Source organism: Poseidonibacter ostreae (genome assembly GCF_009208075.1).
In the GTDB taxonomy this organism is placed as follows: domain Bacteria; phylum Campylobacterota; class Campylobacteria; order Campylobacterales; family Arcobacteraceae; genus Poseidonibacter; species Poseidonibacter ostreae.
This window is the reverse complement of sequence record NZ_WFKJ01000006.1, coordinates 52,081-69,800: the sequence shown is the minus strand read 5'-3', so window position 1 is coordinate 69,800 and position 17,720 is coordinate 52,081. Positions and strand designations below refer to the sequence as shown.

At 28.2% G+C, this 17,720-nt stretch carries 19 protein-coding genes; 14 read left to right on the top strand and 5 right to left on the bottom strand.

Annotation, left to right across the window (positions count from 1 at the left end; all coding sequences use genetic code 11):
* Positions 1 to 127 precede the first annotated feature (127 nt).
* Positions 128 to 1,495: an oxygen-independent coproporphyrinogen III oxidase gene (gene hemN / locus GBG18_RS03495; protein ID WP_152188443.1), complete on the bottom strand. Its 1,368-nt coding sequence runs from the start codon at positions 1,493 to 1,495 to the stop codon at positions 128 to 130.
* 1 nt (position 1,496) lies between these two features.
* Positions 1,497 to 2,423 (bottom strand): ornithine carbamoyltransferase, encoded by a 927-nt coding sequence (gene argF, locus GBG18_RS03490; protein ID WP_152188441.1) that lies wholly within the window; start codon positions 2,421 to 2,423, stop codon positions 1,497 to 1,499.
* 211 nt (positions 2,424 to 2,634) lie between these two features.
* On the opposite strand from argF, the gene GBG18_RS03485 reads away from it, so the two are divergent.
* Genes GBG18_RS03485 through GBG18_RS03475 form a run of 3 tightly spaced genes read left to right on the top strand, consistent with a single transcriptional unit; the run spans position 2,635 to position 5,498 of the window.
* Positions 2,635 to 4,701 (top strand): ribonucleoside triphosphate reductase, encoded by a 2,067-nt coding sequence (locus GBG18_RS03485; RefSeq protein ID WP_152188439.1) that lies wholly within the window; start codon positions 2,635 to 2,637, stop codon positions 4,699 to 4,701.
* Positions 4,679 to 4,843, top strand: coding sequence for an anaerobic ribonucleoside-triphosphate reductase (gene nrdD / locus GBG18_RS15620; RefSeq protein ID WP_152188437.1), 165 nt, complete (start codon positions 4,679 to 4,681; stop codon positions 4,841 to 4,843). Before GBG18_RS03485 ends, nrdD begins: the two co-directional genes overlap by 23 nt.
* Entirely contained in the window at positions 4,821 to 5,498 is a 678-nt protein-coding gene (locus GBG18_RS03475; protein ID WP_152188435.1) for an anaerobic ribonucleoside-triphosphate reductase activating protein, read from the top strand. Before nrdD ends, GBG18_RS03475 begins: the two co-directional genes overlap by 23 nt.
* Here GBG18_RS03475 and GBG18_RS03470 read toward each other — a convergent pair.
* The 3 genes from GBG18_RS03470 to hemB are packed head-to-tail and all read right to left on the bottom strand — an operon-like array spanning position 5,475 to position 8,236.
* Positions 5,475 to 6,155: a response regulator transcription factor gene (locus tag GBG18_RS03470; protein ID WP_193311061.1), complete on the bottom strand. Its 681-nt coding sequence runs from the start codon at positions 6,153 to 6,155 to the stop codon at positions 5,475 to 5,477. The two genes, GBG18_RS03475 and GBG18_RS03470, sit on opposite strands and share 24 nt — an antisense overlap.
* Entirely contained in the window at positions 6,152 to 7,249 is a 1,098-nt protein-coding gene (locus GBG18_RS03465; RefSeq protein ID WP_152188434.1) for a PAS domain-containing sensor histidine kinase, read from the bottom strand. The genes GBG18_RS03470 and GBG18_RS03465 overlap by 4 nt, the downstream gene beginning before the upstream one ends.
* 12 nt (positions 7,250 to 7,261) lie before the next feature.
* A complete protein-coding gene (gene hemB, locus GBG18_RS03460) occupies positions 7,262 to 8,236 on the bottom strand; it encodes a porphobilinogen synthase (RefSeq protein ID WP_152188432.1) in 975 nt (324 codons plus the stop codon).
* A 59-nt stretch (positions 8,237 to 8,295) separates the two neighbouring features.
* Between hemB and ribA the strand changes: the two genes are divergently transcribed.
* The 11 genes from ribA (at position 8,296) to GBG18_RS03410 (ending at position 17,606) form a co-directional block, all read left to right on the top strand.
* On the top strand, positions 8,296 to 8,871 hold the full coding sequence (gene ribA, locus GBG18_RS03455; RefSeq protein WP_152188430.1) for a GTP cyclohydrolase II: 576 nt from the start codon (positions 8,296 to 8,298) through the stop codon (positions 8,869 to 8,871).
* Positions 8,871 to 9,458, top strand: coding sequence for a 16S rRNA (guanine(527)-N(7))-methyltransferase RsmG (gene rsmG / locus GBG18_RS03450; protein WP_152188429.1), 588 nt, complete (start codon positions 8,871 to 8,873; stop codon positions 9,456 to 9,458). Before ribA ends, rsmG begins: the two co-directional genes overlap by 1 nt.
* Positions 9,458 to 9,676, top strand: a complete 219-nt coding sequence (locus GBG18_RS03445) for a PP0621 family protein (protein ID WP_152188427.1) — start codon at positions 9,458 to 9,460, stop codon at positions 9,674 to 9,676. Before rsmG ends, GBG18_RS03445 begins: the two co-directional genes overlap by 1 nt.
* Positions 9,677 to 9,685: 9 nt before the next feature.
* Positions 9,686 to 10,057, top strand: coding sequence for a hypothetical protein (locus tag GBG18_RS03440; protein WP_152188426.1), 372 nt, complete (start codon positions 9,686 to 9,688; stop codon positions 10,055 to 10,057).
* Positions 10,058 to 10,122: 65 nt separating this feature from the next.
* On the top strand, positions 10,123 to 10,278 hold the full coding sequence (locus GBG18_RS15285) for a hypothetical protein (protein WP_193311060.1): 156 nt from the start codon (positions 10,123 to 10,125) through the stop codon (positions 10,276 to 10,278).
* A complete protein-coding gene (gene glyS / locus GBG18_RS03435) occupies positions 10,271 to 12,286 on the top strand; it encodes a glycine--tRNA ligase subunit beta (RefSeq protein ID WP_152188424.1) in 2,016 nt (671 codons plus the stop codon). Before GBG18_RS15285 ends, glyS begins: the two co-directional genes overlap by 8 nt.
* Before the next feature lie 166 nt (positions 12,287 to 12,452).
* Positions 12,453 to 13,925, top strand: coding sequence for a tyrosine-type recombinase/integrase (locus tag GBG18_RS03430; RefSeq protein ID WP_152188423.1), 1,473 nt, complete (start codon positions 12,453 to 12,455; stop codon positions 13,923 to 13,925).
* Positions 13,922 to 14,842, top strand: coding sequence for a hypothetical protein (locus GBG18_RS03425; RefSeq protein WP_152188421.1), 921 nt, complete (start codon positions 13,922 to 13,924; stop codon positions 14,840 to 14,842). The genes GBG18_RS03430 and GBG18_RS03425 overlap by 4 nt, the downstream gene beginning before the upstream one ends.
* 137 nt (positions 14,843 to 14,979) lie before the next feature.
* A complete protein-coding gene (locus GBG18_RS03420; RefSeq protein ID WP_152188419.1) occupies positions 14,980 to 15,165 on the top strand; it encodes a MerR family transcriptional regulator in 186 nt (61 codons plus the stop codon).
* A gap of 1 nt (position 15,166) precedes the next feature.
* Entirely contained in the window at positions 15,167 to 15,631 is a 465-nt protein-coding gene (locus GBG18_RS03415; RefSeq protein WP_152188417.1) for a hypothetical protein, read from the top strand.
* The gene (locus tag GBG18_RS03410; RefSeq protein WP_152188415.1) at positions 15,621 to 17,606 is read left to right on the top strand and encodes a P-loop NTPase family protein; all 1,986 of its coding nucleotides are present in this window, start codon (positions 15,621 to 15,623) and stop codon (positions 17,604 to 17,606) included. The genes GBG18_RS03415 and GBG18_RS03410 overlap by 11 nt, the downstream gene beginning before the upstream one ends.
* Positions 17,607 to 17,720: the final 114 nt, after the last annotated feature.

The window sequence follows — 17,720 nt, the reverse complement described above, 5'->3', positions numbered from 1 at the left end:
TAACCTTTTGTTAAAAAATTTTAATATTTATAATAAAAAGAAAATATACTGAAAAGTTGGTTAATAGTTGATAAAAAGGAGTTTAGATTCCTAAAAATAGGAAGGAGGGGAAGAGAAGGGACTAAGACTAAATAGTCTTAGAAAATCTTCTTTTATCTTCAGGTATTTTATTTAAATATGCATCAAAAGGCATACAAATATTTCTAATAAGCATTGTTCCAGTTTGTGAAACTTCTATTTTTTTATCAGATATTTCTACAAGTTGCGCTTCAACGAATTCTTGTAATGATTCAATTGCATCAGCGAAATACTCTTTAAAGTTTACATTAAATTCCTCTTCAACTCTTATTATATTTAATGAAAAGTTACTCATAAGTTCCATAATAACAAATTGTCTTAATTGGTCATCATCACTTAACCTATAACCTTTAAATGTAGGTAAATCACCATTATCTAAAGCTTTTTCATAAGTTGGAATATCTTTAAAGTTTTGAGCATAGTAATCAACTCCATTTCCAATAGATGTTAAACCAATTCCTATTAAATCAGCACCACCTTTTGTTGTATAACCTTGGAAGTTTCTATGTAATTCACCTTTTTCAATAGCTTTAAATAACTCATCTTCAGGTTTTGCGAAGTGATCCATTCCAACCATTTTATAGCCATTAGATGTAAAGAAATCAATTGTATCTTTTAGCATTTCTAATTTTTCTTCTGGTTTTGGGAAAGTTGATTCATCAAATTTTCTCATAGTTTTCATAAGCCATGGAACATGAGCATAATTAAATACAGCAAATCTGTCTGTATCTAAGGTAATCATTTTTTCTAAAGTCTTTTTAAAACTCTCTTTTGTTTGATGAGGAAGACCATAAATTAAATCTGTATTAACAGAATGAATTCCAGCATCACGTGCAATTTTAATTACATTTTGTGTTAATTCAAAAGGCTGAATTCTATGAATTGTTTTTTGTACTTGCTCATCTAAATCTTGCACACCAAAACTTAATCTATTACAACCACCTGCTTTTAAAACGTCCATATGCTCTTTTGTAAAGAATCTTGGATCAACTTCACATGAAACTTCAGCTTCTGGTGAAAAGTTAGGGAATACTTCTTTTACAGAATTAATTACATCTTCAAGTTGTTCTGGAGAGAAAAATGTTGGCGTTCCTCCTCCAAAGTGCATTTGAGTTACAATTCTATTAGTATTTAAATGATTTTTTAATATATTCAACTCTTTTTTTAAGTATGTGATATATTCAACTTTCTTTTCTTCTTTTGAAGTAAAAATTGTATTACATCCACAAAAATAACAAGCACTTCTACAAAATGGCATATGAATATAAATAGAAATAGCTCTATCATCACTTTGAGCTTTATAATAAGCTTTTAAATCATCTTGTGTAAATTCTTCGCTAAACTCTGGAGCTGTTGGGTAAGATGTATATCTAGGACCTGGTCTTGAATACTTTTCAAATTTTTTAAAATCAATCATATTATGAGTTTCTCTTTCTATCTAACCAAACCATTACACCTTTTTGTGCATGTAGTCTGTTTTCTGCTTCTTCAAAAATTAAACTTTGAGAGCCTTCCATTACTTCTTCACTAACTTCATAACCTCTGTAAGCTGGTAAACAGTGTAAGAAAATGGCATTACTTTGAGCTAAACTCATCATATTTTGATCAACTATATATCCATCGAAATCTTTAAGTCTTTGTTCTTTTTCATCTTCTTGTCCCATTGAAACCCATGTATCAGTTGTAACTACTGTTGAGCCTTGAACTGCCACTTTAGGATCATTACCAATTGAAATTTTTGCACCTGAAAGTTTAGCCATCTCTAAAGCACGATCAAGGATATTAGAATTTACCTCATAACCTTTTGGTGTTGCGATTCTTAGCTCAAAACCTAATTTTGCACATAAGTTTAGCCATGAATGAGCAAGATTATTTCCATCACCTACATATGCTACTACTAAGTCTTTATCTAGACCTGCTTCTTGAATTGTCATATAGTCAGCCATTAATTGAACAGGGTGATATTCAGTTGTTAAACCATTTATTACAGGAACTTTTGAATACTTTGTAAATTCTTCAATTTTTTCATGTCCGAAAGTTCTAATCATTACCATATCTACCATACTTGATATTACTCTTGAAGTATCACTTAAAGGTTCACCACGTCCAAGTTGAATATCATTTGAAGAAAGAAATAATCCTACTCCACCTAATTGATAAATACCTGTTTCAAAAGAGACTCTAGTTCTTGTAGAACTCTTTTCAAAAATCATTCCTAAAGTTTGCTTAGGCATATACTCTTTGAACTCTTTATTTTTAGTCTCTTTTTTGATTTGAGAAGCAAGTTCTAATATCTCAAGAATTTCTTCTTTTGTATAGTCTGCTAATGTTAAGAAATGTCTCATTTAATTTCCTCAGTAATTAATAAAAGCTGATATTCTATAGGATTTCGTATTATTACTAACTTAAATTTGACTTTACAAGACTAAAATATTTAAACTTTTTCTTTTCAAAAGAGGCTTTAAAGCCCTATATAATGACACTTTAGTGACACTATTCGTTATTTTGTATTAAGAAAATCTTACTTATACTTACGAATATTTTTAAGGAAAATGAATGATTGAAGAAATATTAAAAAGAGATGGTTTAAAACAGAAGTTTGAGTCATATAAGATTGAAGATGTAATTAAAAAAGCTTTTAAAAGTGTAAATATTGTTTATAGCCAAGCAGTTTTTTTTAATGTTATTGAAGCTTTAAAACAAAAAAGAGTCGTTGCAGTTGAAGATATACAAGATTTAATTGAAAAAGAGCTGTATAAAGCTAGATATTTTGAAGTTATGAAATCTTTTATGATGTATAGACATTTGCATAAAATTCAAAGAGAACAAATATTACAAATTGATTCTGATACAACATATATAAATTCAACACAAACTATTCAAGAGTATATAAATGGTAGTGATTGGCGTATAAAGGCTAATTCAAATACTGGATATTCTCATGCAGGTCTTATTAACAATAGTGCAGGAAAAGTGATTGCGAACTATTGGTTAGATAAGGTTTATTCAAAAGAAGAAGGATATGCTCACAGAAATGCTGATTATCATATTCATGATTTAGATTGTTTAAGTGGATATTGTGCAGGTTGGAGTTTAAGAGTTTTACTTGATGAGGGATTTAATGGAGTTAGAGGAAGAGTTGAAAGTGTTGCCCCTAATCATTTTAGAGAAGCATTAGGGCAAATGGCAAATTTCTTAGGAATATTACAAAGTGAATGGGCAGGAGCACAAGCTTTTTCATCTTTTGATACATATTTAGCACCTTATGTTTATAAAGATAAACTCTCATATAGTGAAATTAAAAAAGCTATTAGGTCTTTTATTTATAATTTAAATGTTCCAGCACGTTGGGGACAAAGTCCTTTTACAAATATTACGATAGATTGGACGGTTCCAGAGGATTTAAAAGATCAAATTCCAACAAGAAATCAAGAACATTTATTAAAAGATATAGATGAAACACTTACATATAAAGATTTTCAAAAAGAGATGAATCTAATAAACAAAGCTTATTATGAAGTAATGACAGAAGGTGATAAAACAGGTCAACCCTTTACTTTTCCAATTCCTACAGTAAATATAACAGAAGATTTTGATTGGTATGGCGAAAATACAGATGTGTTATTTGAAAATACAGCAAAAATTGGAAGCTCTTATTTCCAAAATTTTATAGGTAGTCAATATATAAAAGATGAAAATGGAAAACTAATACCTAATGATAAAGCGTATAAACCAGGGCATGTAAGATCAATGTGTTGTAGATTACAACTTGATTTAAGAGAGTTATTAAAGCGTGGTGGTGGTCTTTTTGGAAGTGCTGAAATGACTGGAAGTATTGGGGTTGTTACTATTAATATGGCAAGACTAGGCTTTTTGTATAAAAATGATGTAAATGCTTTATTAAAAAGATTAGAAGAGTTAATGGTTTTAGCTAAATCTACATTAGAGAAAAAAAGAGTTTTTGTGCAAGATATGTATGATAGAGGACTTTTCCCTTATACACAAAGATATTTACCAGGTTTTAACAATCATTTTTCAACTATTGGTGTAAATGGAATGAATGAAATGATTAAAAACTATTTTGGAGAAAATATTGATTTATCAAGTGAAATTGGAAATACTTTTTGTAATGAAATTTTAGATTTCATGAGAGATAAGATGGTTGAATTTCAAGAAGAAACAGGAAATCTTTATAACCTAGAAGCAACACCAGCTGAGGGTACTACATATAGGTTTGCTAAAGAAGATAAGAAAAGATTTAAAAATATTATTCAAGCTGGATTTGATGATAATATTTATTATACAAACTCATCACAATTACCTGTAGATTTCACAAATGATCCTTTTGAAGCTTTAGAACTTCAAGATGAGTTACAGTGTAAATATACAGGTGGTACTGTTTTACATCTTTATATGAGTGAGAGATTATCCTCTACTGATGCTTGTAGAAAGTTTGTAAAAAATAGTATCACAAACTTTAAATTGCCATATATAACTGTAACACCACTATTTTCAGTATGTGAAGTTCATGGATATTTAAACGGAGAACATGAATTCTGTCCAAAATGTGATGAAGAAATCTTAGAAAAGGAGTTGAAAAATGAAGAAACAAGAATTGCTTGAAAAAAACCATGATAGTAGAACAAGATGTATTGTTTATACAAGAGTTATGGGTTATCACAGACCAGTTGAGAGTTTTAATGTTGGGAAAAAAGCAGAACACAATCAAAGAGTAAAATTTGTTGAATCAAAAGATTGTATATAATCTTACAAAATTTACAAGTACAGATTACGTAGGACACTTGTCTTGCGTAGTTTGGTTTATTAAATGTAACTTTAGATGCCTTTATTGTTATAACGATGATTTAGTTTATTCAAAAGAGGGTAATTATTCATTAAATGAATGCTTAGAGTTTTTAAAAACAAGAGTAGGCTTATTAGATTCTGTTGTATTATCAGGTGGAGAAGCAACTATTCATGATTTAATACCTTTTTGCAATGAGATTAAAAAACTTGGATTTAAAATCAAATTAGATACAAATGCAACAAATCAAAAACAAATTAAAGAGTTAATAGAGTTAAATCTTATTGATTATATGGCTATAGATTTCAAAGCACCAAAAGATAAATTTTATGAAATTACAAAGAGTAAAAAATATGATGAATATATACAAACAATCAAGTATTTAATTGATATAGATTTTGATTTTGAGATTAGAACTACAATTCATTCAAAACTTTTAAGCTCAAAAGATATAAATAGCATGATAAGAACATTAGAAGAATTAGAGTATAAAAACACTTATTATTTACAAAATTATTTGCAAACCTCATCAAATATTGGGAATATTAATGAACAAAGTATTATAAATAAAGAGGATATAACTTCAAATAATTTAAATATAAGTTGGAGAAATTAAATATCCTTGCCCTGAAGCATTTTCAATTAAATCTTTAGAGGTTTTTAAACGTAATCTTTTAATAAACGTCCTTAATCTCTCATCATTTACTTCTTCTTCCCAAATTGTTTCTTTTATAAGTGAAGTTTCAACAACCTTATTTTGGTGTTTTAAAAGTAAGTAAAAAAACTCTTTCTCTCTTTTTGTAAGCTTTAACAAAATGCCATCCTTGTATAGCGATGTAGAATTATTATCAAAAACAAATCCATCTTTTAATTTAATTTTTTTTCTTTTATTTAATGTTGGAGCAATCTTATTTATATGCTCTAAAACCTCATCTGGATCAAAAGGTTTTATAAAGTATTTATTTATACCTATATCTATAGCTTCTAATAGTTTATCTTTATCAGAGTATGCACTTAATACTATAATAGGAACTAATTCATCTACTTCTTTAATATTCTTTGTCATTTCTAAGCCATTAGTTTTAGGCATCATAATATCAGTAATGATAATATCTGGTTTATTTGCTTTAAAACGTTTAAATCCTTCTTCTCCATCTTTAGCAATAACAACTGAGTGAAAATACTCTCCTATTGCTTCTTTTAGTAAAGAGGCTAATTTTGATTCATCTTCAACAATTAAAATTTTTAGAGTTTTTAATAAATTTATATTCATTTACTCTCCATAGATTTTGGTATAGAAATAGTAAACATTGAACCATTATCAATATTTTTATGGCTAATTTCTCCATCTAAACTTTTTTCTATAATCATTTTTGACATAAATAATCCTAAGCCTGTACCTTGCGATTTATGTTTAGTTGTAAAATAAGGTTCAAATATCTTATCTATACTCTCTTTATTTACACCTAGGGCATTATCTTTTATATAAATTGTTGCATACTCTTTATTCTCTATTATTTCATCTTTTAAAACAATTTCAATACTTCTATTTGTAAGATTATTTATTATAAAAGCATCTTTTGCATTTTGAACTAAGTTTATAATAACTTGAGATAATTCATTTGAAACACCTAAGACTTCAATATGACTATCAATGCTTAGGTTTAATTTTATCTCTTCTTTTTCAAGAACTTTTTTTAAAATTATTAATGCTTCTTCTACTGCATCTTTTAATAAAAAAAGTTTTTCTTCTTTTTGAGGATTAAAAAAGTTTGTAAAATCTTCAATAGTATTAGACATATTTAAAATTATATTCTTACTATCTTTATATAATTCATCAATCTTTTCATCATCATTATTTTTATGAGCTTTTTTCATATTAAATATAGTTAAGTTAAGCTCTGTAAGAGGTTGCCTCCACTGATGTGCAATATTACCAAGCATTTGTCCTAATGAGGCCATTCGTGATTGTAAGAAAAGTATTTTTTGTTTTTCTTCAAGTGTTTTTTGAAGTTCAATCTCTTTTGTAACATCATAACGAATAGCTATAAACTCTTTTATCTTTCCATTATCGTCTAGTATAGGAGTAATTGTAGTATTAAGATAAACTGTATTACCATTTTTAGAAAGATTTTTAACTGTAGATTTATATGGTTTTTTAGAAAGAATTGTATCCCATAAAGTTTTAAAATTTGAAGAAAGTGCATCTGGATGTCTTACGATATTATGGTTTTGACCCACAAGCTCATTGCGACTATATCCAGAGATTTTGCAAAACTCATCATTTACAAAAGTAATAATTCCATTTATATCTGTTTTAGATACTATATTAGAGTTTTCAATTGCTTCTTGATAAGTATTGCCCATTTTTAATTTAGCTTATGCTTTTCTCATTAATTCACAAGCTTCTTTAGCATGATATGTGATAATAATATTTGCACCAGCTCTTTTAAAGCCCATTAGTGTTTCCATCATTACTCTTTCATAATCAATAAGTCCTGCAGCACCTGCATTTTTAAGCATTGCATATTCACCACTTACGTTATATACACAAAGTGGTAATTTTGAAGCATTTCTAATATCTCTAATTACGTCTAAAAATGCTAAAGCTGGTTTAACCATTAAGATATCAGCTCCTTCTGCCTCATCTGCTAATGACTCTTCTATAGCTTCAAGTCTATTTGCTGGATTCATCTGATATGTTCTTCTATCTCCAAAAGATGGTGTTGATTCAGCAACATCTCTAAATGGTCCATAATATCCACTTGCAAATTTAGTAGAATATGCCATAATTGGTAAATTTTCATATCCATTCTCATCTAATGCAGTTCTAAGCGTTGTGATAATTCCATCCATCATTCCAGATGGTGCAATCATATCAGCACCAGCTTGTGCATGAATAATAGCTTGTTGTGCAGAAATTTCTAATGTTTTGTCATTATCAACTGTTTGTGTTTTAGGATCTAAGATTCCACAATGTCCGTGATCTGTATATTCACAAAAACATAAATCAGTAACAACAAACATTTGTGGGAACTTTTCTTTTATAGCTCTAATTGTTCTAGAAATTATACTTTCATTACATAAGCATTCACTACCAACTGAATCTTTTACATCAGGAATTGCAAAAAGAATAATTGATTTTAAATCAATACTTATTAAATATTCACACTCTTTTAGTATTTCATCAATACTCATTTGGAATACTCCAGGCATTGAAGAAACCTCGTTTTTAATTCCTTTTCCTTCACGTACAAACAATGGATATATAAAGTCATCTGGTGTTACCGTAGTCTCTTGCACTAGATTTCTTAAAGTTTCATTTATTCTTAGTCTTCTAAATCGTTTAAACATTCTATTTACCTCTTTTGGTTATAATCTGCGAATTATAACAATAATAAGGTTTAAAGACAATGAATATAATACAATCAAATATTGCAAACCTACCTACAAAACATGGAAATTTTAAAATAAAAGCTTATACACAGGACAATCAAGAACATTTAGCAATTATGAGTGAGGATTTTGAAAATATACAAATACCTTATGTAAGAGTTCACTCAGAATGCTTAACAGGTGATGCACTAGGAAGTTTAAAGTGTGATTGCCAGAATCAATTAAATTTGTCATTAGATTTTATTGCAAAAGAAGGTGGTTTAGTTATATACCATAGACAAGAAGGAAGAAATATAGGTTTACTTAATAAAGTAAATGCATATTGCTTACAAGATAAAGGCAGAAACACTATTGAAGCCAATTTAGAATTAGGCTTTAAAGAGGATGAGAGAAATTATAAAATAGTAAAACATATATTTAATGATTTAAATATTAAAAAAATTAAACTAATTACAAATAACCCTCATAAAATAGATTATATAAATAGTATTGGTGTTGAAATAGTTGAAAGAATTCCAGCTGTTACAGAGGTTAATGAACACAATATTGATTATCTAAATACAAAAAAAGACCAAATGGGGCATATGCTGTAATGAATTTACAAGAACTTCTAGAAGAAAACAATTTCGAATTTGATAAAAACTTTTATAAAGATTGTACAGTCTTTACAAAACTTTTACAGCAGTGGGGAAAGATACATAATTTAAGTGGAAGGTTAACTTTAGAAGATATAAACGAAAATATTTTAGATTCAATTTATCCTTTAAATTTTATTGATTCTTATGAAAGTTTTGCAGATATAGGAACAGGTGCTGGTTATCCTGGACTTTTACTTGCAATTGCTAGAAAAGATATGAAAGCATATCTAATAGAACCAAGAGTTAAAAGAGTAGCTTTTTTGAACTTTGTAAAAGCCTCGTTAAAACTTGATAATTTGACTATAATCTGTGATAGAGTTGAAAAAGTTAATGATTTAAAAGTTGATTTAGTAACTTCACGAGCTGTTACAAATACTTCATTGCTTTTAGATATTACAAAAGATATAGTTAATGAAAATGCTTCTTACTTATTTTATAAAGGTAGTATGCTAAACGAAGAACTAGAAGCAGTAAAAGTAAATAAAAACTATAAAATTGTAAATAGAAATGATAGAAACTATTTATATATAAAAGGTAAATAATGATTTTAAAAACTTTAGCAATAGCAGTAGTACTATTTATAGTATATATAGTCTTTTTTAAAAAGAATAGAGAAAAAAATATTGTAAAAAAGAAAGATATAAAATACGAAGACGAAATGGTTGAGTGTCCTACATGTCAAACTTATATTTCAACAAAAGAATCTGTTTTAAGCAATGGTAAATATTATTGCTCAAAAGATTGTTTAAAAAATAAATAAGGGTTTTGTATGATACTTATTGGGGATAAACTTATACCATATACAGATATTTGTAGTATTTCTACTGTTGAAGATATTAAAAATACAAAAGCAAATAGTTTTATTTCATTTGGTTACAACGAAAAGTTATTAACTTATTGCTTTGAAAATGACTTAGATTATGTAGTAATTGTTACTTCAATAAAAGAAGCAATTTATGCAAATAGTTTAAATGCAAGATATATAGTTTGTGAAAAAATATTAGCTAAAAGCATTCAAAAAATTGCTGATAACTATATGTTTGATTCAAAAGTTTTAGCGCTAATAGAATCAAGTGATGAGATAGAAGAGATAGCACTAAATGAAATAGATGGAATAATATATAAAAATGTACTTAATTAGTTTACGTAATAATAAGAGATTTTTAGATATTATAACTACTTTTATAAGAAAATATTAGGATAAATGTGAAAGATATATTAGATACAGTTATATTAATTATGTTCGTGATTATGGTTGCAATGTTTATTATTAATTTTAATAGACAGCAGATTAAAAAACATACAGATAAAGTGGCAAAGAACGAAGAGAAGAATAAAGCTAAGGATACGATAAATGAATAAACCATTATTAATTGAAATAGGTGTTGAAGAATTACCAGCAATTCCATTTTTAAAAGAGTTACCAAATATTGAAAAAAAATGGAGTGATATTCTAGAAAAGAATAGATTATTATGTGATTTTGAATTTTATTATACACCAAGAAGATTAGTATTATGGCACAAAAACTTCCAAGTTTCTCAAGAAGACTCTATTGTAGAACAATTTGGAGCTCCAGTTAAAATAGCATTTAAAGATGGAGAACCAACAGGTGCAGCTTTAGGATTTGCAAAGAAGTGTGGTGTTGATGTATCTGAACTTGATAAAATAGATCAAGGAAGAGGAGAGGTTCTTTACTTTAAAAAAGAAGTAAAAGGAAGTGATTCTTCTGATTTATTAAATGATATGGTAAATGAGTTTATGAACTCACTTAACTTTGGAAAGTCAATGAGATGGGGAGATAGAACTGATAGTTTTATTAGACCTATTAGATCTTTATCTATTATTTTAGGTGAGCAAATAGTTGAGGGTGAACTATTTGGTGTTAAATCATCTAACTTCTCATTTGCACATAGAATGGTTTCTTATGAGCCATTTACTTATAACTTTGCTGGTGATTACTTTGCAAAACTTGATAACAATGGTGTAATTTTATATCCAGATGAAAGAAGAGAAAGAATTCTTTCTCAGATGAAAGAAATTGAGCAAAGACATAGTGTTAAAATTGATATTGATATAGAGTTACTTGATGAAGTAGTTGCAATCACTGAATATCCAACTGCTTTAATTGGTCAATTTGATGTTGAATTCTTAGAGTTACCAGAAGAAGTTATTGTTACATCTATGAAAGAACATCAAAGATACTTTGCAGTATATAAAGATGGTGTTTTAACTAACAACTTTATCGTTGTATCAAACTCTAAAACAGATGATTTTGGTTTTATTATTTCAGGAAATGAGAAAGTATTAAGACCAAGACTTGCTGATGGTATGTTTTTCTATAAAAATGATATTGCAAATGGCCTTAGCAATGAAGGATTAAAGAAACTTACTTTCGTAGAAGGTTTAGGTTCTATGGATGAAAAGTCGGAACGTGAAGCAAAAATAGCAGCTCATTTAGCAGATATTTTTGATGTACCTAAAAAAGAATTAGTAGAAAAAGCTGTAATGCTTTCTAAAGCAGACTTAATGTCTGAAATGGTGTTTGAATTTACTGAACTTCAAGGTCTAATGGGATATTACTACGCAAAATTAGCTAAAGAAGACGAATTAGTTTATACAGCACTAAAAGAGCAGTATTTACCAGATGGTGAAGATTCTGAATTACCATCAAATACATTTTCATCTGTAATTGCTTTATCATATAAACTTGATAACTTAATGGGATTATTCTCTGTAGGAAAAATTCCAACTGGTTCAAAAGATCCATTTGGTCTAAGACGTGCAGCAGCTGGTATTGTAAAAATTGCAATGGAACATAAATTAGCAATTGATTTACCTAAAATAATAGATGCTTTAGAGTCAAACTATAAAGGTTTAGATAAAAAACAATTAATAGAATTCTTTAATGAAAGATTATTCAAAATATTTGATGTTAATCCATCAGTATTAAAAGCAGTATTAGGAAGTGGCGAAACTGATATTTATAAAATATCTCAAAAGCTATGTGCTTTAAACCCTATCGTTCAAAGTGATAACTTCAAAGAATCAGCAGCTACATTTAAAAGAGTTGCAAATATCATCAAAGACTTAGATATCAACTCTACTTTAACTATTGATGAGTCTTTACTTGAAGAGGATGCAGAAAAAGAACTAGTAAGTAAATACAATGAAGTAACTTCAAAGTCATATGCTACTTATGATGAAGAATTAGAAGCTTTATTTGCTATGAAGCCACAACTTGATAACTTCTTTGAAAAAGTTTTTGTAAATCATGAAGATGAAAAAATCAAAACAAACAGAAAAAATACAATCGGACTTGTATATCAAGCATTTAGAAAAATCGCTGATATTAAAGAAATCACGATATAATACAAATACAACTTACTACAAATACTTATAAAATCCCTTAACTAGGGGTTTTATAATCTTCATATAACTACATTTTAGATACAATAATATATAAATAAATACAACTATCCCTACTTATAAGCTAAAAAATACATAAAAGTAGGGATTTACTTCAAGGGTAGTAATTATGGGTACTTCAGAAGATAAACGATTAGATACAGTTCAAACTGGTTTTAATGTAATAGATGCTTTAACAGATGGTTCTGCTAAAGCTAATGATGCAAGTGTAAAAGAGGCAATAGTAGCTATTAAAGAACAGAACTATAAACAAAGAAAAATAGTACCATCTAAGATTAACTCTAACAGCAAAACTAAACCATATAAAATAAAATTAGCTGCAGGTGACAAGCGTTCACAAGGGATGTATTTACTCTTAGAACCAAAAGAAGTGAAATATACTTCTAAAGGTATCACAGCACCACCTAATAGAACTTATCAAATACAAGTAGCAGTTGAAGTTATGTACAACAATAAAAGATGTAGAGGGAAAAGAACTTTCAATATTCCAAAAGGTACTAGTATTACAAAAGCTGTAGAATCAATAATACCTAAAAAAAGTAATATGATTGAAGCACTAAAAACTAAAGGTACTTTAAAAATTGAAAAGATTACCAAAGTAGAATCTAAACCAGATGGTGATTTAGATTACTGTTTTGAAAAGTATATCAATAAACTGAAAGCACAAGGTAGAAAACCTAACACACTTAGAGTATATGGATTAAACTACAGAAACTATATATCAATAGCTATTGGTTCAAAGAAACCATCAGAAGTAACTGAGGATGATGTACAAGCAATAATTACTGATGCAAAAAATGCTGCTAAAGCCAACAATACTATTGCTGGTATTAAACGAATACTAAAACCACTACTGGAACAAAATGATAGGGTATTGAACTGGAAAAAGATAGGAATGCCTAAGGTTGAAACTGGTAATAGAAAATACAATAAACCAGTAGAAGTAACTGCAAAGATTGTTGAAGCATTAATAAATTATCAACATAAGAAAGCCAATGGAGTTTTTAGGTTTTTACTAACCGGTAGAAGAGTGAATGAAGTATTGTATTTGGAACATGAACAAATTAATTATGAAAAAGGTACATATACCATACTTTCAAAATATGCTAAAACCAATAGAAATTTTACATTTAAACTAACTCCAGCACTTATAACTGCAATAAAAGCACAAGATACGAAGAGTGGTAGAATCTTTAGAATTGAAAGTAGACAGATGCTAGAACACTTTAAGAATGCAATGAGGAGTATAGGCATCTATGATATGGTTTTGCATGATATTCGTTCTATGGTAGCACAAACAGCACTTGATGCCGGTGCAGATATTTATGAAGTTTCCAAGATGCTATCACATCAAAAGGTCTCTACTACAGAGGCATCTTATGCAGAAGGTGGTGCTAATCAAGCTATTAAAGCACAACAAAAGTTTGAACAAACATTATTGATACAAGATGATATTATTGACTTAGATGTTCTAGAACAAACTAAAGCCAATACTACAAGACTTAAAGAAATGTATCCTAAAGCTAGTAATGAGGTTATAGCATATGCAATAGATGTTTTAGAAGGGAGAAAATTAAAATGACAATAATGCAGATTGAAGAGATACTTTTAGAACCTAATGATTTTATTTATGAACTTGAAGCAAAAATAATAGATACACAATATCATGATTGGAATAGTAAAGAGGGATTAACTGTATATGAAATAGCATTTATTGATTTCTTTGATTTAATGCAAGTTGAAACATATAGTTTAGAAGATTTACTTAATAGTCCATATCAAATTAAATTAAAATCAATTAATAATCCAAATAGAAAAAAAGGAATTGAAAAAGCAATAGAAAAAATTAACTCTATTTATAAAAAACTATATGAAAAAGACCTAATTCGCAATACTTTAGACGCAATGATTCCAGAATGTCCTAATATGGAATATCAGGATATGGATTTTAAAGATGAACTTATAAATAAACTCACTAGAAGAACTGCTATCACTAACATTTTGGAAGTTTATCTCCTATACCATTACGTAGATTATGAAAGTATAGTATCAACAATAAGAGATGATTTAAAAACATTTAGATTTTTGGATGTTAAAAATCATTCAAGAGATGCTAAAAAGGCAATAGAGAAAATGAATATTGATGATGTATGCTTAAAAGGTGTGGAAATAAAGATTGGTTCATTACCCTTTAAGAAATATATTCAATCTTATTCTTTGTATATAACATATTTAAGTGATGGTTCATTAAGACTCACACGATACAAAATACCATTAGTAAGAAGTTTAAAATATTTTGAGTGTAACGATAAGTATATTTTTAACCTCAACAATAGTAAAATATTCATAAATAGACCACTTAGTAAAGAAAAAAGGATATTCGAACCGTTAAGAGATGAGATAGAAAATAGACTTGTATTAATTGGAACTAAACTGTCAAATGCGAAAGAAATTGCAGGGATACTTCTTCAAACCTATAAAAAACTTCTAAAAAACTAAATATAACCTTGCCTGAGGGTATATTTTCTACAATTCTACATACTCCAACTTTTTATAATTAGTCATATCAAAAGATAAACCAGACAAGCTAGTTATCTTGATTGATACTAATAATACCATGATATAAAGGAGTTATTATGGAAAATAAAATTCGTCCAATCAAAGAACAATCTGAAAGAAAAGGTATCAGTGTACCTATGATTAAAAAATTAATATTCAATAAGAAACTTGAATATGTAAAAGTCGGTGCAAAAGTATTTATCAGTGATGCTGTTATTGAGGATTATATTCAATCTAATACAGTGAAAGTAGAAGAGGTGTAAGATGAGTAATAAATTAGAATTCACAAATTACATCACAAGTATGAGTGATTGGGAATTTAAAGTATTTGATGCTTTTAGACCTAGAATAAGATTTGGAACAATCAAAATTAACTCTAACACTTATAATGCACTTCAAATGTTCTACAATAATCCAGATGATGCCGTTGCACAACTGCTTGTTTCAAACGAAATGTTTAAATGGAGACCTTGTGGATTAGATAAATTTGCAAAACTAGTTGAACTAAGTTTAGATGGTAGAAGTGATGAGATTGTTGCCGCAATTCATAAAGCCTCTACCATTAATAAGAAAGCATTTAGACAAGAATATCCAACAGTTAGTAATATTACTCCATTAAGTATTCTAGAGACAATCTTATTTGTGGATTATAGCATATCTTTAAAAATAGAACCAACAGATACAGTTAAAGCTTATGATGGTTTAAGAGAACATAGTGATGAGTTTTAATAACTTTATAGATATTTGGTCAGAGGAATATCCTCCGACCATTGTAGCAATTCATTCAAAAGAAAAAAAAGGTACTCCTGTAATTGATGTAACAAACATTGAGAAATACAACAACAAAGATTACAACATATACTTTAGTGTTAATGCAGTTGTTAATGAAGTAAAGCAAAAACCTAAAAAATCTGATATTGTTGAGATACTATATGCACATCTTGATTTAGACCCAGTTGCTGATGGTAAATTTTCACAAGAAATGAGACGCAAATTACTTGAATTAGCAGATGATATTGATTGTACTTTTGCAATTGATAGTGGCAATGGTATTGGATTGTTTTGGAGACTTAGTGAACAGTTAAACCAAGAAGAAGTAGAAACAATAAATAAAGGTTTGATAAACTATTTTAGGGAGTATGGTGCTGATAAAGGTACTCATAATGTTGATAGAATAATGAGATTACCAAATACTTTTAACTATCCAACACTAAAAAAACTAGCAAAAGGTTATTCTAAAGAACCAACCAAGGCAAAACTAATTAAAAATACTGATTCAAAATACAATGCAGAATATTTTAATAATGAATTTGGAATTGATATTTATGGTGAAGAAGATGATATTTTTTCAAATGTAGATTTTCCACAAGTGAATAATAGTATTGCTACGAATGAGATTAAAACAATTGTTGATAACATTGAACTAATTGATACTGATGATATGAGTTCAATTGATTTTGCATTTATATCTGATTTTATCCAAGAAACTAGAACTAATACTAAAAATCTTGATTGTGTTCCTACAATAGAAGAAGTTAGAACTGCTATTAAGCTAAAAGGTTTACATGAAATAAGAGTTTCAAAAAGTACAGATAATCCTAATAAATATGATAGAGATGATTACATCAAAAGAACTATTAAAAAAGCAGTTGAAAAACTATTTAATGTTAATGATTTTGATGTTGCAAATAATAGCAAACCATTTGTTAACAGTATTTCTTCATTGATTAATAAATACAGTATGAGTAAGGAAAGACTAAAAAATATGGAAAAAAATGAAATAAATATTGTGGATGAAATTTTATTTAAAGGTCATATTACTGTAATTGTTGCAAGACCGAATGGTGGTAAAACTCTACTTGCTAAACATTGGGCAAAGCAAATTGCACAAAATGGATATCAATTATTATATATCTTCGAAGATGCAAATATGAACAACTATAAAGATATGTCAGAAACTGGTTTTAAATGCGGCTTTGATGTAATGGCATCATTTGCCAATGTTGGAGTTTCAGCAGAAGACATATTAAAAGATATCAGTAACTTAGCAGATACAGAAGAAAATCTGTCTAAATTAGTATTAGTAGTAGATACCTTTAAAAAGTTTGTTGATGTTCTTGGTAAGGACTCTGTAAAAAGATTTTACAACATCATGAGAAAGATTACAGCAAAAGGTGGAACAGTACTAACTTTAGCACACGCAAATAAACATCTAAATGAAGATGGTAATTTAGTTTATGATGGTACTAATGATGTAAAAGCTGATTGTGACACACTCTACTACTTGTATGATGATGGAGATATTCATGCTTCCACAAGATATGCAACATTAGAGGGAGATAAAGTAAGGGCAGTTAATGGTGCTAAAATATTGAGTTTTAAGTTTGATAGAGATAACTATACTGCTGAAAAAATTGATAATGTTATTGATACAAGATTATTATTAAAAAGAAATATCTTAGTACAAGCAAATCAAACTTTAGTAGAAGATGTTAATGATGCAATTATGAATGGAACAACATCACAAAAGGCATTAGTTGAATTTATACAAGATAATTCATCTATGGGTAGAGACAAGGCTAGAGGTTTCTTAGTTACTCTAATAAATCACTGTTGGCAAAGAACTAAAATCACAAGTTCAGATGGGAAAAACCAATACAGTTACAGTTTAATTCCACAAGAAGATTTTAGCTTCTTAGACTAATTATTGAGTAAGTGTATTTTTTATACTTACTCCCCTAAATATCTGTATTTTTAGATTTTTAAGTATTTATAGTATCTTTAGTATTTTCAGCACTTTACCTATTTGTGGTACTTG